This is a genomic window from Parabacteroides sp. AM08-6 (assembly GCF_003473295.1).
Taxonomy (GTDB): domain Bacteria; phylum Bacteroidota; class Bacteroidia; order Bacteroidales; family Tannerellaceae; genus Parabacteroides.
The window spans coordinates 39,678-62,216 of sequence record NZ_QRMP01000010.1 but is presented as its reverse complement, the minus strand read 5'-3'; the positions used below and the strand labels follow the sequence as shown (position 1 = coordinate 62,216).

At 39.7% G+C, this 22,539-nt stretch carries 20 protein-coding genes; 11 read left to right on the top strand and 9 right to left on the bottom strand.

Annotated elements, in window-relative coordinates:
* Nucleotides 1-25 precede the first annotated feature (25 nt).
* From DW103_RS09030 to DW103_RS09005, 6 genes are all read right to left on the bottom strand, one after another.
* Nucleotides 26-964: a sugar phosphate isomerase/epimerase gene (locus DW103_RS09030; protein ID WP_122275292.1), complete on the bottom strand. Its 939-nt coding sequence runs from the start codon at nucleotides 962-964 to the stop codon at nucleotides 26-28.
* Between the two features lie 19 nt (nucleotides 965-983).
* Nucleotides 984-2,294, bottom strand: coding sequence for a Gfo/Idh/MocA family protein (locus DW103_RS09025; RefSeq protein WP_122275290.1), 1,311 nt, complete (start codon nucleotides 2,292-2,294; stop codon nucleotides 984-986).
* A 61-nt stretch (nucleotides 2,295-2,355) separates the two neighbouring features.
* Nucleotides 2,356-4,086 carry a RagB/SusD family nutrient uptake outer membrane protein gene (locus tag DW103_RS09020; protein ID WP_122275379.1) on the bottom strand — a complete coding sequence of 577 codons (1,731 nt, stop codon included), beginning with the start codon at nucleotides 4,084-4,086 and terminating at the stop codon, nucleotides 2,356-2,358.
* Nucleotides 4,087-4,112: 26 nt separating this feature from the next.
* Complete coding sequence (locus DW103_RS09015) at nucleotides 4,113-7,346, bottom strand: SusC/RagA family TonB-linked outer membrane protein (protein ID WP_233545650.1); 3,234 nt, start codon at nucleotides 7,344-7,346, stop codon at nucleotides 4,113-4,115.
* A gap of 222 nt (nucleotides 7,347-7,568) precedes the next feature.
* A complete protein-coding gene (locus DW103_RS09010; protein WP_122275286.1) occupies nucleotides 7,569-8,543 on the bottom strand; it encodes a FecR family protein in 975 nt (324 codons plus the stop codon).
* A gap of 327 nt (nucleotides 8,544-8,870) precedes the next feature.
* Entirely contained in the window at nucleotides 8,871-9,161 is a 291-nt protein-coding gene (locus DW103_RS09005) for a hypothetical protein (RefSeq protein WP_233545649.1), read from the bottom strand.
* Between the two features lie 361 nt (nucleotides 9,162-9,522).
* Here DW103_RS09005 and DW103_RS09000 point away from each other — a divergent pair, with 361 nt between their 5' ends.
* The 5 genes from DW103_RS09000 to DW103_RS08980 all read left to right on the top strand — a co-directional run bounded on the left by DW103_RS09000 (nucleotide 9,523) and on the right by DW103_RS08980 (nucleotide 13,587).
* The gene (locus tag DW103_RS09000; protein WP_158576679.1) at nucleotides 9,523-10,599 is read left to right on the top strand and encodes an acyltransferase; all 1,077 of its coding nucleotides are present in this window, start codon (nucleotides 9,523-9,525) and stop codon (nucleotides 10,597-10,599) included.
* 116 nt (nucleotides 10,600-10,715) lie between these two features.
* Nucleotides 10,716-11,609: a metal ABC transporter solute-binding protein, Zn/Mn family gene (locus DW103_RS08995; RefSeq protein ID WP_122275282.1), complete on the top strand. Its 894-nt coding sequence runs from the start codon at nucleotides 10,716-10,718 to the stop codon at nucleotides 11,607-11,609.
* Nucleotides 11,593-12,351 (top strand): metal ABC transporter ATP-binding protein, encoded by a 759-nt coding sequence (locus DW103_RS08990; protein WP_122275279.1) that lies wholly within the window; start codon nucleotides 11,593-11,595, stop codon nucleotides 12,349-12,351. Before DW103_RS08995 ends, DW103_RS08990 begins: the two co-directional genes overlap by 17 nt.
* Nucleotides 12,352-12,365: 14 nt before the next feature.
* Nucleotides 12,366-12,575 (top strand): hypothetical protein, encoded by a 210-nt coding sequence (locus DW103_RS08985; RefSeq protein WP_122275277.1) that lies wholly within the window; start codon nucleotides 12,366-12,368, stop codon nucleotides 12,573-12,575.
* A 4-nt stretch (nucleotides 12,576-12,579) separates the two neighbouring features.
* Nucleotides 12,580-13,587, top strand: a complete 1,008-nt coding sequence (locus DW103_RS08980; protein WP_122275275.1) for an NAD(P)-dependent oxidoreductase — start codon at nucleotides 12,580-12,582, stop codon at nucleotides 13,585-13,587.
* 25 nt (nucleotides 13,588-13,612) lie between these two features.
* Here DW103_RS08980 and DW103_RS08975 read toward each other — a convergent pair whose 3' ends face one another.
* The 3 genes from DW103_RS08975 to DW103_RS08965 form a co-directional block, all read right to left on the bottom strand.
* A complete protein-coding gene (locus DW103_RS08975) occupies nucleotides 13,613-14,401 on the bottom strand; it encodes a head GIN domain-containing protein (protein ID WP_122275273.1) in 789 nt (262 codons plus the stop codon).
* A gap of 299 nt (nucleotides 14,402-14,700) precedes the next feature.
* On the bottom strand, nucleotides 14,701-15,528 hold the full coding sequence (locus tag DW103_RS08970; RefSeq protein ID WP_122275271.1) for a head GIN domain-containing protein: 828 nt from the start codon (nucleotides 15,526-15,528) through the stop codon (nucleotides 14,701-14,703).
* 24 nt (nucleotides 15,529-15,552) lie between these two features.
* The gene (locus tag DW103_RS08965; RefSeq protein WP_122275269.1) at nucleotides 15,553-16,416 is read right to left on the bottom strand and encodes a head GIN domain-containing protein; all 864 of its coding nucleotides are present in this window, start codon (nucleotides 16,414-16,416) and stop codon (nucleotides 15,553-15,555) included.
* A gap of 463 nt (nucleotides 16,417-16,879) precedes the next feature.
* On the opposite strand from DW103_RS08965, the gene DW103_RS08960 reads away from it, so the two are divergent.
* From DW103_RS08960 to DW103_RS08930, 6 genes are all read left to right on the top strand, one after another.
* Nucleotides 16,880-17,617 carry a LiaI-LiaF-like domain-containing protein gene (locus DW103_RS08960; RefSeq protein WP_122275267.1) on the top strand — a complete coding sequence of 246 codons (738 nt, stop codon included), beginning with the start codon at nucleotides 16,880-16,882 and terminating at the stop codon, nucleotides 17,615-17,617.
* 3 nt (nucleotides 17,618-17,620) lie between these two features.
* Nucleotides 17,621-18,424 (top strand): LytTR family DNA-binding domain-containing protein, encoded by an 804-nt coding sequence (locus DW103_RS08955; protein ID WP_122275265.1) that lies wholly within the window; start codon nucleotides 17,621-17,623, stop codon nucleotides 18,422-18,424.
* A gap of 293 nt (nucleotides 18,425-18,717) precedes the next feature.
* Nucleotides 18,718-19,500, top strand: coding sequence for a HipA family kinase (locus DW103_RS08950; RefSeq protein ID WP_122275377.1), 783 nt, complete (start codon nucleotides 18,718-18,720; stop codon nucleotides 19,498-19,500).
* A complete protein-coding gene (locus DW103_RS08945) occupies nucleotides 19,478-19,861 on the top strand; it encodes a DUF3037 domain-containing protein (RefSeq protein WP_122275263.1) in 384 nt (127 codons plus the stop codon). Before DW103_RS08950 ends, DW103_RS08945 begins: the two co-directional genes overlap by 23 nt.
* A gap of 307 nt (nucleotides 19,862-20,168) precedes the next feature.
* Nucleotides 20,169-21,374 (top strand): 6-bladed beta-propeller, encoded by a 1,206-nt coding sequence (locus tag DW103_RS08935; RefSeq protein WP_122275261.1) that lies wholly within the window; start codon nucleotides 20,169-20,171, stop codon nucleotides 21,372-21,374.
* An 80-nt stretch (nucleotides 21,375-21,454) separates the two neighbouring features.
* Nucleotides 21,455-22,351 (top strand): glycerophosphodiester phosphodiesterase family protein, encoded by an 897-nt coding sequence (locus DW103_RS08930; protein WP_122275375.1) that lies wholly within the window; start codon nucleotides 21,455-21,457, stop codon nucleotides 22,349-22,351.
* Nucleotides 22,352-22,539: the final 188 nt, after the last annotated feature.

The window sequence follows — 22,539 nt, the reverse complement described above, 5'->3', positions numbered from 1 at the left end:
GTTATTTATTCGTTAAAAATACAACTTATTTCATTGCTTGTGCAATGACTGTCGAAACTTTTTTATATCCTGTTTCCAATGCTTTCTTTACACCTTTTCCTGTCCAGTATGCAGGATTAAAAAGTTCGAGTGATAATGCTCCCCGGAACCCGGTTTCATATAAAAGGGGCAACAGTTTATCGAACGGGCAAATACCGTCCCCCGGATAAACCCGGTCCGCATCCGACAATTCGGTTCGGGCAGGGGTAGCAGGATAATCATTAATATGAAAAACAGGAAGTTCCGCTCCATTAATTAGATGTAGACTGTCAAAAGAATTATTACCCCGGTAAAGATGATAGAAATCCAGAAGCATTGAGGCTTTCGGATGTCCGGTTCCTAAAGCAATCCGGGCGGCGTCAGCCACTTGGTTTAAAGCCCCGGAGCCCCATACTTCCAATAACGGGCGTACATTGATAGTCTCTCCATACTCTAATATCTTGCGGTAATTATCGGAATATCTCTCGAAATCGTTCCGGTCTAATTGGTCGATACCTAAAGCTGTAGCAGCGATGCAACGGCTTCCTAAAGCGGCAGCCATATCCATCTCTTTCAGCATTTCGTCCATTCCTTTTCCTCCTGCAATCCAGGGCGAAAATCCGATGATATTTTCGAGTATGAGATGTGCAGCCTGAAGCTTGCCGGCAAGTTGTCGATAGCTTCCCCCTTTTTCGACATAGGCTTCTATATCTTTTGTCCAAAGTTCAATACCCTCGAAGCCTGCTTCGGCACAATATTCAATTTGTTGTTCGACAGGCAGATTATATCCGGAAATAGTAGAAGTATTGAGACTTATCCGGAAAGGCATTCTCTTAGGAGATGATGTGGAACAAATTGCCGGGGCAGCAGTTCCAAGTTTGACTCCTAACAGAGCCAAACTTGAACTAATCAACATTTTCCTTCTCGAAATTTTGATATTCTGCATTTATTTCAATCATTAAAGATTATAATTCCGGGAATTTCCACGGTTTACGATAGTTGGGCTTAATTAATTTATTGGCCTCGGCATTATCGAACTTTTTCTTTGCATCGTCATATACAAGCGCAGATTTGACGCGTGCAGAGATATTTCCCAGATGAGCATATTTGGCACATAAACTACCGTTATCTATGGTGCAAGCTGTGTTCATATCCCGGCTTTTCATGCAATTCAGGAAATTGGTGACATGGTCTTTGTGGTCCTGGAAATTCGGCATACTTTTTATAGCCTCTATCTTATTTTGTTCCGGAAGAACTTCCCAACTTTCACGGTTTGCAATCAATGTGCCGTTCGTCCCTTTAAATTCAAGACCGTAATTTCGTCCGTAAGGACCGCTTTCCGTTCCGGCTACATTACTCCATTGAATGATAAAATCATCATATTCGTAGATAACGGACAAGGTATCGAATGTTTCCGCATAATCATCCGGATAAGCAAAATTGCCACCCGAACTGAGTATACGGTTCGGCATACCTTTTACATTCATACCCCAGAGAGCCATGTCTAAAAGATGGACTCCCCAGTCTGTCAAAAGTCCGCCTCCGTAATCCCAGAACATTCTCCACAGTCCATGAAATCTTCGTTCGTTGAAAGTTCTTTTGGGAGCCGGACCCAGCCAAGTTTCGAAATCAACTCCTGCAGGTACGGGACCGTCCGGTACAGGGTTGAGTATGGCGGCATAATTGAAATTAGCCCAGACATTTACACGGGCGATTTTTCCTAATTTCCCACTATCGATATATTTCTTCATTTCGTGCCAGTGATTACCGCTTCGTTGCTGTTGTCCCACTTGAACGACACGATTGTATTTTTTAGCGGCGGCCACCATTACATCACATTCCGCAATCGAGTTTGCAATCGGTTTTTCTACATATACATCTTTTCCGGCTGCACATGCGTCCACCATCGGCAAACAATGCCAATGGTCCGGTGTTCCTATAATTACGGCATCTATATCTTTTCTTTCCAGCACTTTCCTGTAATCGCCATAAAGTACAGGTTTTTTGTTCCTCATTTTTTCGACTTCGGCAGCTCTTCCTTCCAGAACACCTTTGTCAATGTCGCATAAAGCGACACAATCCACTTCCGGATGAATTAGAAAATCCGATAAATCAGCCCATCCCATACTTTTGCATCCGATTAATGCTACATTTATTTTATCGTTAGCTCCGACAGCATGGGCAAACATGCTGCTTTCATTTAGAATGGACGGCATAACCAGTCCTGCGGCAATAGCGGATGCCGAATTGCGAATAAAATTTCTTCTTGATATCATGATATTAAATTTAAGTTTTAGTGAGGAAAGATACGAATAAATATCTTTCCTCACATAAATATTAACGAGATATATCGTCGTATCCCGGATTTTGTTCAAGATGCGGATTGGAACCTAAGGTTGTCCGCTTGATGGGAAAGATGTCGGTATGATTGTCGGCATCCGGTTGCTTGTCCCACCAAGTACCGGTTGTAAACTTATTCCAGCGACATAAATCCGTACGACGGCGTCCTTCGGCGAAAAACTCACGTCCCCATTCATCAATCAATTCATTTTCTGTCAGTTGTGCATTTCCTTCCGGAGCATATAGGTATTCTTGATATTTCTCGGTCGGGTAATAACGTTTACGGACCTGGTTTAATAATCTTCCGGCTCCTTCAGTATCTCCCGATCGGAACTTGCATTCCGCCAGCGAGTAATAAATTTCCGCCAGCCTGATTTCTGAATAATCCGCTTCCTGTTTACCTTCGTCTTCGTCTTTGTAGAACGGGTATTTTGCAAAATGCCAACCTGAATTATGGTCGCCGTTTTTCATATCGGAGACTTTATTTTCCGGAATTTCTCCCGGAGCTATCCCGTGGAATACACCGACCTGGTCACGTATATATAGGGGTAAGCCATTTGACGGAGATGTTACTTTTTTAGTTTTTCCTCCTTCTTCATATTCCAGATAGCCGTAAAGGAACATTCCCTCACGCGTGTTGTTCCCCAGATTTCTGTATTTCTTCAAACGACAATCTTCCGGATATTTCTGGAATTTATGGGCCGGCATACCTAAAGTGAAATTATAAAGATTTCCTTCAATATCGTGGCTGGGTTGTAAAGCATATTTCGGATTAAAACCTCCTTGTTTTATTGTTCCCAGATAATATTGGGCATTCGCCGGTAAGCACCATCTGTAAACATCTGTTTCGTAGTGCCAGTGGCTACGTCCGTAGCTTCCCGGAAAACCGAAGATAACTTCATTGCAGGTTTCGTTATTCCAGTCATACGGTGCATCCCACCGACTGGCTATTTCATAAAAACCATAATCGCCGTTGATAATTTTTTGCGCATAGTTTGCACATTCGTCATACATGGGTTTACCTATCCATTTTTCTGCATTTAGATAGAGGCGGACCAATAAAGCCGCAGCACCTGCCTGATTCCATTGTCCCTGATTTCCTCCATTCCCGTTTGAACCTTGTTTTTGAGGTAGCAGATTGATGCTTTCGGTTAATTCTGTTTCGATGAAATTGAATATAACTTCCGGTGAAACTTGCCCTTGTGAGTTCAGACTGGCATCTTTGCTGATTGCTAAAGGAATGTTCCTGTATGCGTCCAGCAAACGAATATAGAACCAGGCTCGTAATGTCCGGATTTGCGCGGAGAAAGCGTCAAATTCTTCCTGACTCATTTTAAATCGCTCCGGGTCGAGTTCCTTAAAGTCATCCAATACGGAACAAGATTGCATAATACCGGTGAAACAGGCATCCCATTCGCTGATATCATCTTCAATGGTCCATGTATGATAATGATAACGCTGCCATACCTGACCGTCAACCCACCAACCGTCACGATTCCATGTCCCTAACTGGTCTGTTGTTTCTTCATTAATGGTGAAACGTGTTCCGATGCTCCAAAAAGCGTGTTCGAAAGGTCGGAATGTAGCACGGATAACATCGTCTTTTGTATTATAATAGTTCTCTGTAACTATCTGGTCATATACATTTTCTGTCAGGTCGGTACATGAAAATGCAACAGTCGACAAAAGGATACCTCCCACATAGCTTATAATATTTTTGTATTTCATAAAATCTGATTTTTTAAGGTTGAACATTAGAAATCCAATTGTAAACCGAACAGTAATTGAGCTGTTGTCGGATAATAATTTCTGGTACCGTTGTTTGTGCCGGGAGTCAAACCGTTCATTTGATAACTTGCAGGGTCTACACCACTGAAACCTGTAATAGTAGCCAGATTCTTACCTGTTGCATACAGCCGGATACTATCCAGCCATTTATTATTGATATTGAAACGATATCCTAATGTTAGAACATCCAATTTTACATAATCACCTTTTTCCAGGAAGTAGTCTGTCAATACATTTTGTCCCGAAGTTATAGCGACATTTTTGTCATAAGCTTTTTTCAGGACATTTCCAGGAGCACTTTGTAACCCATAATAAAGGTCATGTACATTGAATAAATCATAACCGAAAGCTCCGCGCAGATAAACTGTCAAATCCCAGTTTTTATAAGTAAAAGTATTGCTTAAAGAAGCTGTGAATTTAGGTAATCCGTTGCCGGTAATCCGCTTATCTTCAGGGAGTGCTTTGTCAATAGGTATTTTTTCCGTATTATCTTTATTCCAAACCAACCAGTTTCCATTTTCATCAATACCGGCGTATGCCCAAGTATTATAATTACCTAAGCGCTGTCCTTCTTCCATTCGTTGAAGACTTCCTGGATTTCCCGGTGATTCCATGTTACAGACATCCTGATATGCTTGTCCTGTAAATTCATTATTGGAGAAATGCAGGAATTTATTATTGTTTGTCGAACCGACAAAACCGATGTTGTAACTGAAATCTTTTGTTTTCACAGCCTGTACATTCAAATCGATTTCAATACCTTTATTCCGCATTGTTCCTACGTTTACGAATGTATTAGCAAACAAATAGGGAGGAACAGGAACATTATAATCACCCAGAAGATCCTGTTGTTTGCGACTATAGTAGTTTAATGAACCATATACCTTGTTGCTGAACAAAGTAAAGTCCACCCCGACATTCCAGTTGAGTCCTTTTTCCCATTTTAGGTTATAATTCGGATTCTTTGCCGGACCCCATACCGTGAAGTACGAACCTTCATAATAGTAACTACCAAATCCTTGCATAGTTGCCAGCGATTTGTAACTGTCGAAATTCTGGTTACCGGTAACACCAAAGTCGCCACGTATTTTCAAGTCGTTAATCCAGGTAAGATTTTTCATAAAGCTTTCATCGCTTATACGCCAACCGGCAGATACGGCAGGAAAACTTCCCCACTTGTTGTTCTTTCCGAATTTGGAAGAACCTTCGTACCTGTAAGAAGCGGTGAACAGGTAACGTCCTTTGTAGTCGTAATTGACACGGCCGAAGAATGCGATTAACTTGGAATCATTCTTATAGCTTCCCATTTCATTGCGACCTTCTTCTTTTGCCCATTCACCTTGTGAAAGGTTGTTGTAGCTGAGGATATCGGAAGGAAAATCTTTGTTGGCTGCCGACATTCCTGAATTTTGGAAATACTGATAAGAATAACCACCCATGACTTTCAGCCGGTGTTCATTCTTTTCCATGGCGTAGTTTATCAACCATTCCAAACTTTCCTGGCGTGATTTGCCATAATCACGGCTGGCTTCTCCTGAACGCCCGTTGTTTTGTGCCATCGTGCTGATAGCTGGACGGAACCAGAAATTAAAGTTGTCATTTTGCTGCTGAGCTAATGTAACCTGGGTATTTAAAGAATGAATGGATGCTCCGTCTTTAGCCAACAGTGGCAATAAATTCAATTTCATCGTAGCATCCCAGTCCAATAACTTGGTTTCACCGCCGCTTTCGTCTAATTTCAATAACTCAACCGGATTCATATCGGCTGCCTGTCCGTTAAAGTTGGAATATTGTCCGGGTACTTTCGGGTCGAAAACCGGAGTTGTGGGATTCGCTTCCAATGCAGCTTTAAATACGCTCCAGTCCGAATTATTCCGATAAACGAAACGCGGGCTTATATTTGCGGAGAAATTCAGTAATCCGCTTTTCGTTGTATGGTTAAGAGAAAAACGTGCTCCATATTCTTTACGGTCCGAACGGATATCAATACCGGTAGCATCTTTAAAATCGATACTGGCACGATAATTACTTCTGGAATCACCTCCGGAAAGGGTTAACGTATGCTGATGGGCGAAACCGGTACGGGTGATTTCATCCAACCAATTCGTGTTTCCTCCTTGATCTACTCCCTGATTGTTCGGCACACGATATTTACGGAATTCTTCAGCATCCAATGGTTCCAAATCATGTACCATAAAGTTTGCACTTACAGTTCCGGTATAAGAAGCATGTAATTGTCCGTCACGATTCCCTTTCTTTGTCGTAATTAATAAGACACCGTTACTGCCTCGTGTACCGTAAATAGCCGATGCGGCACCATCCTTCAGGATGTCCATCGATTCGATGTCGTGCGGATTGATGTTTGTTAAGTTTCCGCCGGGCACTCCATCGATTACAATGAGCGGACCTAATCCTGCTGCACGGGAAGAAATACCTCGAATCTGGATATTTGCCTGGTTGTTGGGGTCGCCCATACCTGTATTAGTTACAGATACACCTGCCACTTTTCCCTGAATCATCATAGAAGGGTCTACATTACTGACACTGAGAAAATCTTTGCTTGAAACGTGCGAAATAGCAGATGTCAATTCTTTTTTCGCCACACTACCGTATCCGACAACTACGACTTCATCCAGATTTTGTGTGTTTTGTGATAATTGGATGTTGAAATTAGTCTGGTTACCGATGGCTATTTCCTGTGTGTTGTAACCAATATATGAAACGACCAAAGGGATATTCGTTTTTTCAATTTCCAAATCAAATAGACCATTACTGTCCGTCATTGTTCCTATAGTTGTTCCTTTCACGAAAACATTGGCACCCGCAATAGGCTCTCCTAATTCATCTTTAATAATACCGGATATACGATGTCTCTGCTGATTTACTCCGTTATTATCATTCTTTTTATAAATGATAATATGTTTTTCATCAATCGTGTAAGATAAGTTTTGTCCGGCTAACAGTTGCGACATAATGTTGTCGATGCGCATTCTATCCGCTTTTACGGATACTTTTTTTGATAGATTTACTTCTTCATTTCTGTACCAGAATGAAAAGTCACTTTGTTTCTTTACTGCATCGAATGCCTCGCCTAAAGTAACACCCTCCAAATCGAGCGATATCTCGGCTGTTTGTGAGTAACTAACCGATGCAAATGTGCAGAAAGTGGTCAACAAGCATAGAACTACGGTAATTCTCATAATATTAATGACTTTTTTTAGCAGACTTATTGGTACGGCCTGCCCGTTGTTTAAAGATAAATTCATACTTTTGTAATGATTTTAGGTTTGTAATTGTGTTGCTAAAAATTTCAGACTAAAGTCTCTTAAAATCGGAAGATGTTGGTAGCATTTTCCGATTTTTCTTTTGTTACGTTGTGTTTGTCATAGGATTGAATATTAAATGATTAACTAAGTTTGTCCTTATTTGATAGATATCTGGTCTCCATCTATATTGTATTTGATTCGTTTGTCCCTTGTCATTACTCTCAGTATCTGTTCCAGATTTTCTCCCCGAACAAAATCGCCGGTAAATACTGTATTTCGTAAATCATCGGAAGCGATATGAATATGGACATTAAATTTCCGTTCCAGTTGCCGGGCAATATTCTGGAAAGTCACACTGTTGAAATAAAATTTTCCATCTTTCCAAGCCATGTAGTTATCCAGATTTACAATTCGTTTTGAGAATAACCTTTTGGTTTTATCGAAGCGGACTTGTTGTTTGGGTTCCATCATGATATAGGGTGCTTCCTCTGCCAGTCCGGTACAAACCCTTCCTTCGCTGAGTGTCACTTCTATATTATCTTCATCACAATATGCTTTTACATTGAATTTTGTTCCCAGCACTTTCACCTGAATATCATTTGCTGTGACGATAAACGGGTGCTCCGTATCGTGTGTCACTTCAAAAAAACCTTCCCCCTGAATACTTACTTTTCTTTCACCGGTAATGAAAGCGGAGGGATAGGTCAATGTGGAACCCGCGTTTAATGTAACTTTACTACCATCCGGCAAAATAACCGAGCTTTTCATGCCTAACGGATTCTCCAGTGTGATAAGTTGGCTGCTCTGTCTTTGATAACCGGCATCATAACTCAAATAGCCGGTCAGTCCTAATAATATAAAAGCAACAGCTGCCGCAGCCGATACCCTGAGCCACCGTAGCCGGGTTATTGATTTGTCGATTTTAGAATTGAGCTCTTTGAAAATAGTATCGCGTACTTCTTCTGCATATTGTGTAACGGAAGGAGAGGTCCGGACAGATTCCAAAAGTTTGTACAACTTCCGGTTGTCTTCTGTTTCAACTTTCCATCTTTCCAAGGCATCCCCTTCCTCCGGCTCTGTGTCGTGCAAAAGTCCCTGGCTTAACAACTCTATTTTATTTTTTTCTTGCATATTTTCTCTTCTATATAATATATGAGTGGTAGGTATTCATTTTCGTTTAAAAGGAATCGAGATTTTTTTACTTTTATCGATAATTTGGCTCTTGTATTTTAATATGCGTGTAAATTTTGCTCTTTATGATTATTTTGTTGAAGAATTATTTCTGTGGACAATAATTTATGACCTTCGGACCTTTTAGATAGAAAAGAAGAGATACAAGAATTGAAAAGAGTGCTGAATCCAAATATACCACCCGAATTTGTAGTTGTATATGGTGCAGATAGGAGTAGTACAGCTATGAGACTGAAGTTTACAAGCGTTATAACTTTTGTCTGTCGTCTAATTGAAAAATGAAAAAATAAACCAGCTTAGTAAAGCAATAATGAGAACAGAACATCCGAAAATCAAAGTCATTTTGATGGAAGAGTTTAAATCAGCTTCCTCTTTCTCCTGGATTTTCTTTTTGATTTCTTCGAATTCCTCTAATGAAATGTCCGGTAATTGGGATTTTTGCTCTGAATCCAATAGACGCTTCCGGGTATCGTGTAAACGTTCCCTGCCTATTTTACGAAGCTCCCGATTTTCTTTGTCTCGTTGGAGCATATCGTTTATACAACCTAAAGTTCCCATGGCAAATCATATTTAAGTCAATAATTTACAAATATAATCATTTTAATTGATAAGGCGTTCAAAATCATCTTCGAAAGCTTTTTTCCTTTTTCTCGTTCCCTTATGACCGTTTGGAAAAAACACCTGTGCAAATCTGATTTTTCACCTTTGCAAATATTCTTTCAATATATGTTGAAAGTAAAAAAGACAATTGTATTTATATATTTCAACAATTGATGTTTTTCATTTCTATATATGTAGAAAGAATATTTGCAAAGGAGAAAAATACAAAAAGGTACGTAGTTTTAGCTAAAAAGCTACAGTGCATAATAACAAAATAAAGGTAAAGATGCTATATTTGTGGCACTAATACATGTTAACAATGGAGAAGAGGGTGGTTTACTACGATATGCTAAGGGGATTAGCAATTATCGGTGTGGTTGGTATTCATGCTTTTTGGTCTTATCAAGACTATCTTATAACAAACCCGATGAGCAAGGTCGATTTTAATATTTTTATCAGGCAACTGATAGGCTGTTGCGTACCTATGTTCTTGGCGTTATCGGGATTCTTTTTGGCAAATAAAGATCTTTCGACTTTTAGCCTGTACACTAAATTTTTGAAAAAGCAGGTGCTAAGAGTTTATATACCGTGTCTTATTTTTTCAATTCCTTTTCTTATATGGGGATTGCAGCATTATTTTGGTGACAGCAATTATTTTACAAAGGTGTGCTACAATCGCACTTTGATGTGTAAGGATGGCAATCTCATAGAGAATGTATTGTATTACTTGGTGTGTGCCGAAAGTGTATTTTATTTTGTCGCAGTAATAATTCAATTTTATGTTTTGCTTCCTCTCATGCAAAAGTTGGCTGAGTTAAAGATTAAGGGGTTGCTCATCGGTGCATTAATCTCGTTACTTACAACAATTATATTGTATTACATAGCATATATTCAAAACATAAACCTTATTCTGATTATATACGGGGGGCTGTTTCCTTTCTGGGTACTCTATTATTTGATAGGTGTCTATTATGGCCGTGGGTATAGATTGAATATGTCTTGGAAAACAGCCTTAATACTGGCAATAATCTTCATTCCGATAATGTATGCCGAGACCTATTATATGGTAATCGATAAGGGATATAATCTTCCGGCGGCTATGGGTAACCGTAAGTTCTCATGGATAGTTTATTGCACATTCGTTTTGATTGCGATGTTTGAATATGCGAAAGATTTTAAAGCAAATAAGGTGACTACTTTTTTAAGTGTTGCCGGAGAATATTCCTATGGTATATATCTTATACATCTATTCTTTTTGTTGTTTGTCGTCAAGACGATATTTCCCGACCTGTCATGGCTAATTGAGACTCCGGTAACAATTCTGTTGTCTATGGCTGTTATTGCCATAGTTAGAAAAATAAATCAACCAATGGCCAAGAAATATTTTGGTTTTTAGCCTTTAAACCATGTCTTTGTAAAAATGGGCAGAGGTGATTTGCACATTTTTATTTCTTAGAGTGTGTACCTGAAAATTATCATGTACATTTGTATCTTTGTCAAAAAAACGAAGAAATGAAATATTCCGGATTGTATATCATACTGACCTTTTTGCTTTTGCTGACAGCTTGTAGTGGGAAACGAGCTGACGGGAAAGTGGTGACGGTGACGATTGAACCGCAACGCTTCTTTGCTGAGAAGATTGCAGGGGATAAATTCGCCATCCATTGTGTCGTACCTTCCGGGCAAAGTCCTGAAACGTATGACCCGACTCCGAGACAAATGGTAGAGATTGGAAAGAGCGAAGCTTATCTGCGTATCGGTTACATTGGTTTTGAACAGGTCTGGATGCAAAAGATAAAGGATAACAACCCCGAACTGAAAGTTTTTGATGTATCCGAAGGCATGAAGTTTCTGAACGAAACGGAAGAAGAACATGACCATGAAGGTGAAAAAACACATCATCACTCTCATTCGGGAGGTGTTGACCCGCATATCTGGAGTTCTATCGAAGGAGCAAAGGTGATTGCCTGGAATACATTGAATGCCTTTATCGAGTTGGATAAGGAAAATACGGAATATTATTGGAAGAATTATAATGCTTTGTTGGGCGAAATAGATAAAACGGAGGTAGCCATCAAGCAATTACTTGCTCCGCTGACTGTGCGGACCTTTATTATTTATCATCCGGCTTTGACCTATTTCGCGGAAGAATTTAATCTGACACAACTTTGCATCGAGATGGACGGAAAAGAACCTTCACCTGCACAGTTGAAAAAGTTGGTAGAGACCGCGAGGGAAAATCATGCCCGTGTGGTCTTTATCCAGCAGGAGTTTGACCGGAAAAATGCTGAATTGATAGCAAAAGAAACAGGCTGTCGTTTGGTGGTTATCAACCCGCTGGACTATCATTGGGATAAGGAACTGATACATATAGCTAAAGCACTTGCTGATGGACAAACTGATTGAATTGGAAAATGTAACGGCCGGATATGGAAATAAAACTGTTCTGAAGGATGTTTCCCTGACCGTGTATAAGGATGATTTTCTCGGTATTATCGGCCCGAACGGGGGAGGTAAAACAACTTTGCTGAAGGTTATTCTCGGATTATTGTCTCCGGTGTCCGGCTCTATTCGTTTTTTCCGGGATGGAAAATCGGTTTCTTCACTAAAAATCGGCTATTTGCCTCAGTTGAATAATATTGATAAGAAATTCCCTATTTCGGTCAGGGAAGTGATTGCTTCCGGCTTGGCTGCCGAAAAGCCTTTGTTTCGTTCGTTTAACATGAAACAGCAGGAGAGGGTTAGTGAGGTGATTGTTCAAATGGGGCTGGAGGAGTTGTCCGGACGTGCGATAGGTGAACTGTCCGGCGGGCAGTTGCAACGAGTGTTGTTGGGACGGTCCATCGTTTCACGGCCGCAGTTGTTGATTTTGGATGAACCTAATTCGTATGTGGATAAACGGTTTGAGTCGCGTTTCTATCAATTGTTGGTAGAAATCAATAAGGAAAGTGCCATTATTCTTGTTTCGCACGATATCGGAACAGTTCTGACAATGGTGAAAAATATAGCCTGTGTAAACGAAACATTACATTACCATCCGGGGGCTGATGTTTCCGAAGAATGGTTGGGTGAGAAGTATGCTTGTCCGATTGAGTTGATTGGGCATGGCGACCTGCCGCACCGGGTATTGAAAAAACATGAACATTAATTTTTGATTTAGATATGTTACCACACACACTTTGTTGGATTAGCTTACCTGAGATTGGGGTGATTGCCGGTGTTGCCGTAATCCTGTTCGGTTGTAAGGCTGTGTCGCAGAATCCGTTTATCAGCCGTGGACAGAAAATACTTTGGATGCTGACAATTGTCGTCCTGAACTGGATAGGGTTATTATGGTATTATTATGTCTATTATATGAAAGATAAAGAGTAAGATTATGAAAATATTAATTACCGGAGCTAGTGGTTTTATCGGGAGCTTTCTTGTAAAAGAGGCCTTAAGCAGGGGATACGAAACTTGGGCAGGGATTCGTTCTTCGAGCAGCCGGGCAAATTTGCAGGATGAACGCATTCGCTTTATCGACTTGAAGTATGATAACTTGGATATTCTGACGGCTCAATTAACGGATTTCGTTCGCAAAGAGGGACCTTGGAATTATATTATTCATAATGCAGGACTTACTAAAACTCCGGATAAGAATAATTTTTACCGTGTTAATGCAGAGAATACCCGGAATTTTATTGAAGCGCTTGCTGCGGCAAATTGTAAACCGGAGAAATTCCTTTTGATGAGCAGTTTGAGTAGCTATGGCCCCGGCGACGAAAAGTCGTTCCGTCCGATTCGCTTGGATGACCCGCAGTGTCCGGATACAGTTTATGGAAAAAGTAAATTGCAAGCGGAAAATTATTTGCGTCGGCAGGTATATTTCCCTTATGTTATTTTGCGTCCGACAGGTGTGTATGGACCCGGTGAAAAGGACTATTTTGTAGAAATCCAAAGTGTAAAGTCCGGTTTTGACTTTACAGTCGGTTTTGTTCCGCAAAGGATTACTTTCATTTATGTGAAAGATTTGGCAACAGTTGCTTTTTTGGCTTTGGAAAATACTGCGGTTTGGAACCGTGAATATTTTGTTGCAGATGGAGATGTTTATACAGATGAGGAATTTGCTCGTTTGATACAGGAGATTTTACGGAAAAAACATGTCTTACATGCACGTATTCCGATGGGGTTGGTTTATATAGCCTGCCATTGTTTGGAATGGATAGGCAAACTGCTGAAGAAGAGCGTGACTTTGAATACGGATAAATATATTATCCTGAAACAGCGCAACTGGATTTGTGATGTTGCTCCGCTTCAGGATGAATTGGGCTTTATTCCTGCTTATCCGCTGCGTCGCGGCTTGGAGGAAAGTATTGCATGGTACCGGAAAGAGGGCTGGCTGTGAATCTGCCGGCTTCCGCTCCCATTGGCTATTCTTTTACTTCTTCGATGGTCCCTTTTCCCAGTATTTTCTGTTGAACGGCTGTCGGCCCTTTATAGCGAATACTGCCTTTTCCGACAACGGATGCTTTCAGGTTGTTTGTCGGATGGACTTGTGCCGAACCTTTCCCTGTTATTTTGCAATTTACTTCCGGAACGGCAACTCCGAAAGCCATAATTTCGCCGTCTGTCGTGATGCCATAATCCGCCTCACTTGCTTTTCCTTTCTTCAGGTTGATTGTGCCTGAACCGTTGATGCTACATTCGAGTTTATCGGTTTCCAGTTCATTGACAACCATATTGGCACTACCGGAGACATTCAAATCCAATTTCCCGGTTTTAATAGGCTGTTTTAGTTGAATGAGGCAGTTGGAATTTGCGTTTATCTTAAGTTCATCTCCTACTAATTGGCTGTTTAGCATAAAATTGGCATTTCCGGAAGCTTTAACTTGCTTCAACCATTTGGAATTGGTTTTGACAATAAACTTGGTATAGTGGTCTACTTTTGCTCCTTTAAAACCGATACTTAATTCACGCTCCTTTATTTCGATGACTATATAAGGATGCAGGTTTTCGTCTACCGTTACTTCCACATACGGTTCGGCATCCGATTGTTCATAATTGAAGTCGATAACTCCGTCTACCTTAATAGCGTTATATTCAGCTACATTTATTTTCTTGGTAGAAAGCTTGCCGTTTCCTTTTACATGGTCTGCTGCCTGCATGGAAAAAACTGTTCCCAGCAGGAGGATTATTACGAATAAACTTTTTGTTTTCATACTTGTATCTCTATCTTGTTTTATTATTTAATGCGCCGTTTGCCGAGTAACTACAAAAATAGAACGAATTTAATTGCCGAATCGTACTTTACTTATGATATTATCAGTTAAAACTAAAGAAAAAGCTTTCTTGGGAGGGTCCTATAAAGAAAAAAGGGGGATGGAGCAAAGCCCCACCTCCCTTATATAAAGATGTGTCTATGATTACTTTCTCAAGTAGTCCAAAGTTATTAGAAGTGCATGATTCTTGTTATTGATAAAATATCTACGGTTGGAATCATGTCTATAAATTAAAAAAATTATCTTGCTTTCTCAATATCTGCGGAACCGGAACTATGGATTGAATTTGTACGCGGATTGCCCTTGTAAGTAACATCTGAACTACCGGATGCTTTTACGTCTAGACTTTCAGTGGCATGGATATTGATATCACTGCTTCCGCTTGCTTTACAGGCCAGTTCTTTTATAATAAAACCGAATGCGTCAATATCGCTACTGCCGGATGCATTGATTTCACCCGTGTAGGCTTTTCCTTTCATCTCAATGTCGGATGAGCCTGAAGCGTTTACGGTTATTCCGTTGCAAATCAAATTACTGATGTCCATATCACTGGCTCCGCTGGCGGATAATTCACATTGGTCCACATGGATAGCCTGTTTTAAATAAACATCGCTAGCTCCTGATGCCATTACTTTGAGTCGATTGCCGTTCAGAGGTGTTTGCGATTTGAAATAAAACGAACCGGATACCCTTAAGTTTTCCAGTTGCGTGGAATTACTGCTTATAATCATTTGGGTAGGAAATAAATGTTTGTTTTTTTCTACCCGGATTGATAATTTACCATTAGAAGATTCAATGATTAATAAAGGTAATAGGTTCTTATCGATGGTGATAGTCAGGGATGGGCTACCTGATTTCTGTGAATAGTTGAAAGTCGGAATTTCGTTATTTTTTAGCTTGGAGAGGCTTTGATTCTGTGATATGTTTCCTGTTATTTCCAATGAATTGTAATCGGAGATGTTGATTTCTTTCGTAATGACGTTTCCGTCTCCTTTGATTTTCTCGGCTTTTCCTGTTGCTGCGCACAGTGTGAGCAGAGCAATTAATGCGAGTAGTCTTGTTTTCATCTTGATGCTATTTTTATTTGTTTGTTACTCTTCGTATCTTTTGATGGAGCCACCGGCAACAACATCTTCGCTGATGGTCGGGTTCCCTTTATATCGAATTTTTCCTCCTCCTGCAGTGCTGGCATCCAGCTGCTCGGTTGCATACACTTGTATGCTTCCTCCCCCTGCTACGCTACATTCTGCTTTTTTTACATTGCAGTTGTAGCCATAGATGTTACCTCCTCCTGCTACACTGTAGTCTGCTTTATCCGCCTTCCCGTTTAGGTTGATTTCACCACCTCCGGCTATGCTGCAGTTTAGATTGGTCATTCTGAATGTCCTCAGGTTGATTTCACCTGAACCGGCAATGCTAAAATCTCCTTTATGGATATCGGTCGGTTTGCTGAAATTGATACTTCCACTTCCCGCAATATTGGCATTGAACCGTTCCGCTTTGAATTTACTGTTTATATTCATGTGGCAACCGCCTACAAGGTTGATGTCTTTCAAGGTTTCGGAATTGGTGGTAATAATGTATTTGGTCGCGCTTATGCTGAGGCCGCTCCGGTACTTTACTTCCCCATTGTTTATTTGTATTGATTCATCATCGTCATCGTCGTAGTAGTCGTCGCTTTCATCTTTGAAACCGATAGAGAGTGTCTTTCCTTTTACACGGATATCCAAGTAAGGCAGAATATTTTCGTCTATAGTAAGTTGTAAATAGGGACTTGCAGAAGACTGCTCGTATTCGATAGTTACTCCACCTAAGGCTTCGATGGCATCATAATCTTTTATTGAGATTTCTTTATTTACGAGGTTGCCGTTTCCTTTAACTGTTCTGGATTTAGCAAAACTACTTGTTGCTATCAACAACAGGCAGCTAATCAGGATGAAAAGTTTTGTATTCATATTTTTTTTGTTTAATCTTCATTTTAATAGACGAGCTGTTTCGGAATAGGTTGCATATCGGGATGAAAAAAGTAAAAAAAGAGGAAAACTTTTTGATTTTAATATTCTGGGAGCAAACAACAAGGTTTTTGAATGTCGTTAATTTTTATTAGATGCTTTACAACATAAATTAGCATTTTAACTATTGACAAACCGAGGAGAGGTCGTATCTTTGCATCGTGGTTTTTTCATAATAGTATTAGATTTAAGGTTAACAAAGTTTGGTTAGGGGTTGTCGTGAGACAGCCTTTAATTGTTTATAAGGGTTTCTGAATGTCAGAAGCCCATTTTTTATTACAAAAGTATGGTATTTTACCGAGAATAATCCGGTATTCGTCGGGAACTATCGGTGAATGACCGTTTTTTTATTGTGCAACAAGCCTTGTTACAATAGTTTTGTACCAAAATTTAAAATTGAATAATCATGAGAACAAATCAACGGGAAGTTTATTTCGGCCATCGTAAATTGAATTCGTTTGTGACTGCAATTGTATTTATTGTAGTAGGTCTGATGTTTATCGGACGGAATTTGGGCATAATCGATGATTATTATTTTCATTTGATTATTTCTTGGCAAATGCTTTTGATGGTAATCGGGCTCACGCAGCTGATTAAATGTAATTATTGGGGAGGTTTTACGGTTCTTGCTATTGGTACGGTATTTTTGTTGCCGAAGATAATCGAGGTGGATACTAGTTGGGTGAATACTTTCTGGCCACTGATTTTTATTATCATAGGGGTGTCTATTTTGTTTAAGAGAAGGTCACGCAAGAAGTGGAGTAGTGATTGGAAGACGGAATATCAGCAAGAAAGTTGTACGTCGAATGACGGATTTGTCGTTTCGGACAATACGTTTGGCTCAATCAAGCAAATAGTGTTGGATCCGGTGTTTAAAGGAGCTCGTATCCGGAATACTTTTGGCGGAACGATTCTCGATTTGAGGCGGACGAAATTGGAAGCTCGGCAGACTTATATTGATGTGGAATGCGCTTTTGGAGGCATTGAAATCTATTTGCCTTCCGACTGGAATTTACAATCCCAAATAAACGCGGTTATCGGAGGATGCGATGACAAGCGCTATGGTCTATCTGAAGTAGATCAGGAGCATCTCTTGATTGTACGGGGAAGTGTCACTTTTGGCGGAATCGAATTTAAGAATTAAAGTATGCAGACGCATCCATTTATCGAATCGGTTGCCAACCGTGTTGCGGGAATTGCATTGACTGTGGTCGCATTTCTGGTTTATACAGGGCTGTTATACAGGTATGGGCAGGAAAGCGGATGGATTGCTGCTGCAGATAGCTTGGTCTCGATTGGTTTGTTGGCTGTGGCAGGGTTTCTTTACGGATATATCGATGGGACGCTGCACGCCTTGCAAGTGCAAGTACTTTCGGCTATCCTGGCTTTGGGCATAAGTTTGGCAGGAGCTTTCGAGCTTCAGATATTGCTGGTGCGGGAGGCAATTCCTGATTTTATCGATAGTATTCCGTTGCGTGTAGTATTCGGGGCTTTATGTTGGATTATTTTATTGCAATGGTATCGGATAAACCGGATTTATGAACAACAACTTGAAGAGCCTGTTGAGAAGGATGAAAAGAAAGGTGGGCCGGAAATGGAAATCATAGAAACTGAAGATGCTCTATTGGACCGTATTTCTGTGAAAGACGGCACACGCATACATATTATTCATATAGACGACCTGTTGTATATACAAGCAAGTGGGGATTATGTAACATTGTTCACCTCTACCGGGCAGTATGTAAAAGAACAAACAATGAAATATTTTGAAACACATCTTTCTTCCGCTTTATTTATTCGCATCCATCGTTCCTGTATTGTGAACGCGGAACAGATTGTGCGGGTGGAGTTGTTCGGAAAGGAAAATTATCAGGTAAGGTTGAAAAATGGTGTTTGTTTGCGGGCAAGTTTGAACGGATACCGCCTGCTGAAGGAGCGTTTATCTCTCTAATCTGACTGCTTTAAATGTTAAATTTAGCAGTTTTTGACCGCAATATGTATAGTTTCGCCTTTCTTGACACTTTTTGTCGGAATGGGCTTATTCGTTTAACAAATATTATTCGCAAAGTCCTTGGCAAGTAGTTTCTACGGTTGTATATTTGCATTGTGGTTTTTTCATAATAGTATTAGATTTAAGGTTAACAAAGTTGGTTAGGGGTTGTCGTGAGACAGCCTTTAATTGTTTATAGAGGTTTTGTTTTTTAAAAAGGACTTGTATCTTTATCCCCGATTAATATGGAAGAAATGGAATTACGGATAGCAGATGTAATGCGGTATATTATGCCTCTTAGGGAAGGCGGTTCGTTGCCGGCATTGGCCGAAGCCGATGATGGCTTCAAATATGTCGTGAAGTTTCGTGGAGCCGGTCATGGAACGAAGGCGTTGATTGCCGAACTTGTAGGAGGGGAGGTTGCCCGTGTGTTAGGGTTTCGCGTCCCCGAACTGGTTTTTCTGAATTTGGATGAGGCTTTTGGCCGCACGGAAGGAGATGAGGAGATTCAGGATTTGCTACAGAATAGTCGTGGGCTTAACTTGGGACTACATTTTCTTTCCGGAGCTTTGACTTTCGATCCGGTGGTGACGAAAATAGATGCGAAAACGGCTTCACGAATAGTTTGGCTGGATGCATTTCTTACAAACGTAGACCGTACGTTCCGTAATACTAATATGTTGATGTGGCATAACGAATTGTGGCTTATTGACCACGGTGCTTCCTTCTTTTTCCATTATTCGTGGGTGAACTGGGAAAAACATGCCATTAGTCCCTTTATACAGATAAAGGACCACGTGTTGCTTCCTGAGGCCTCTTTGCTTGAAGAGGCAGATAAGGAGTTTAAACAATTGTTGACTGAGGATAAGATACGTGCCATAATCGCTTTAATTCCGGATGACTGGTTGCATTGGAACGATAGTCCGGGTACTCCGGATGAAATAAGAGATGTCTATGTCCGTTTCCTTTTAAAGAGATTGGCCCATTCCGAACTGTTTATTAAAGAAGCACAACATGCAAGGAAAGCACTTATATGAATATGCCGTTATCCGCGTTGTCCCTAAGGTAGAACGGGAAGAGTTCATCAATGTGGGAATTATTTTGTTCTCAAAAAAGGCAAAATACCTGAAAGCTGTCTATAAAGTAGACGAGCGGAAACTTGACCTTTTTGCAACTGAGTTGGAGAGGGAGTCGCTCTATGGGAATTTAAAGGTTTTCGGTAAAATATGTGCAGGTAAAAATGATGGGGGACCGATAGCCGCATTGGATATTCCCGAGCGTTTCAGGTGGTTGACCGCTGTTCGGAGCGCTTCGATTCAGACTTCGCGTCCACATCCTGGTTTCTCGGACGATTTGGATGAAACGTTGCAAAGATTATTTAGCGAACAGGTACTTTAAAATCACGCGGGAAAGTGTTAAATTTAGCAGAATTTGCATGTATTGTATATAGATTTGAATTAGCTAACACATTTTAGTGAAAAAGCTGTCGCAGCTTAACATATATTGTCTCGGAAAAGCTTGACAAAGGGCTTTGACGGCTGTATATTTGCATTGTGGTTTTTTCATAATAGTATTAGATTTAAGGTTAACAAAGTTGGTTAGGGGTTGTCGTGAGACAATCCTTAATTGTTTTATAGGGTTTTTGTCTGAAGAAATTGATTTCTCTTGAAAGAATATACATATCTTTGGGGAAAATATAACAATTATGAAAATTATAAGATTGATAACTGCATGTTTCATCCTGCTATTAATCACAATATCTATTTTGTCATGTAGAAAAAAGCAAGACAATACTTCTTCGGAGGCAGAAATGACTACTCCGATAAATATTTCGGATTTAGAGACTACATATGGAAAACTCTCTTCTTTTGTGAAAGAAATCGAAATGATTTCATTAGAATTTACCGATGAATCAATATTGTCTGAAATAAAAAAAATAGTAATTTCGGATGATTATGTTTTTGTGATGGAAAAGTCAAATCAAAAAGGTATATATGTTTTCAATCGTAAAGGAAATTTCTTGTATCGGATAGGCACTCGCGGACAAGGACCAAAAGAATTTATAGATTTGTCGGATTTCTCTTTGAACGAAGAAGAAAAATTAGTTTATCTATATGATCTTCAAAGAAAAAAGATATTAACGTTCTCTTTCCAGAATCAATTTGTAGGTGAAGTGCAGATGAACTATTTTGCTGATAAATTTGAATATCAGAATGGGCTTTTTTATTTGTATAGAGAAAATCCAAGCTTTGGAGATCCTTTATATTCATTGGTGGTAAAAGACAAAAATGGGAAAACTGTTGGTAAATATTACCCTTCTTTGAATGATTCGCCTCTGATACACAAATGTATATTTAGAAAAACCGAAAAGAACATACTATTTGCACAACATATGAATGATTCCATATTCTCTTTGACAAATGAAAGAATGAATCCGATATATTACATTGATTATGGGGCAAAGAAGATGAGTCTTGAAGATAGGGAGGATATTCGAAAAGATATCAGGCCGGCAATAAATGTTCTTCTGGAAAAGAAAACTATAGCAGGCATTACTGATGTATTTGAAATAAACGATAAGGTCTTTATTAAATTCGTAAATGTGATAATACCTATGTTCTGTGTTTATGATAAAACAACAAAGGAAACAAATGTTTTTCAGTATTTTCTGGATGATCTATTATTCATAGCAACTAATCATCCTATTGGTCAATATAAAGATTGTTTAATCTCTATCCTTGACCAAGATGACCTTCAAAGTGCTATAGATGTAGGATTTAACTCTTGGATAGATGAAGGGGTACTGAATATGGAAAAGGCCGATAGATTGAGAATGATGATAGAAGAGAAATTTCCAAATAGAAATACCGGAGAAAATAATCCGGTTGTGTTTCTCTTGAAAGTCAGTTAATATATTTCAATTGTTTTCTATATTTGTAACGTGCTAACAAACAAGATAATCTAAATTGAAACAAATAAAAAATCTGTATGATGAAACTTCTTCATTTGCCTCTTTTTTTTCTGGGCGCCTTTTTATTGGTGATAAATGGGTGGGCCGCAGATTCTTCCCGGACAGAACCTCACTACATCTCGATAGGGAATAGTGAGCAATTACATAACTATTTTCGATACTCCCCTGACCGCCCGATTGTGATAAGCGGTCATCGTGGCGGAATGTTGGAAGGATACCCTGAAAATTGTATCGAATCTTTTGAAAAGACCTTGTCTTTTATGGAATCCTTTTTTGAAATCGATCCGCGATTGACAAAAGATGGTGTGATTGTGTTGATGCATGACGAAACAATCGATCGTACGACAACCGGGAAAGGACGTGTTTCGGATTATACTTACGCCGAATTGCAGGCTTTCAATCTGAAAGACCGGAATGGGAATGTGACTCCTTATAAAATTCCGACTTTGAAAGAATGTATCGAATGGAGCCGGGGAAAAACAATTCTGAATCTGGATATTAAAGATGTTCCTTTGGAGGTTATGGCGGATTTTATCGAAGAGGTGAAACCTGTGAATGTAATGTACACTGTTCATAATCCCAAACAAGCCCAGTATTATCTTGACCGGGATAAGCAGGCTATGTTTTCCTGCTGGTGTAAAAATAAGGAAGAATTTGATAACTACGAGAAAGCCGGTATTCCCTGGAAGCAGGTAATGGCTTATGTCGGTCCGAAAATGAAACCCGAACAACAGCCTTTGTATGATGCTTTGCATCGTAATGGTGTGATGTGCATGATTTCAGTCGCTCCGACACATGATAGAGCCGAAAGCGAGACAGTGAAAGTTGACGGTTATAAAATGGAGATTAAAACTAAACCGGATGTGATAGAAACAGATTATCCTTATCTGTTTAAAGGATTGAATCTGGCTAAGTAAGTCTGATTTCAAGACTCTTTAGGGGCAGTTAAACTCTTTTGTCTGTTTTTATGTGTGGCATTAACAATTATTAGCCGAAAAAGACTTGACAAAAGGGTTTGGCAACTGTATCTTTGCATCGTGGTTTTTTCATAATAGTATTAGATTTAAGGTTAACAAAGTTTGGTTAGGGGTTGTCGTGAGACAGC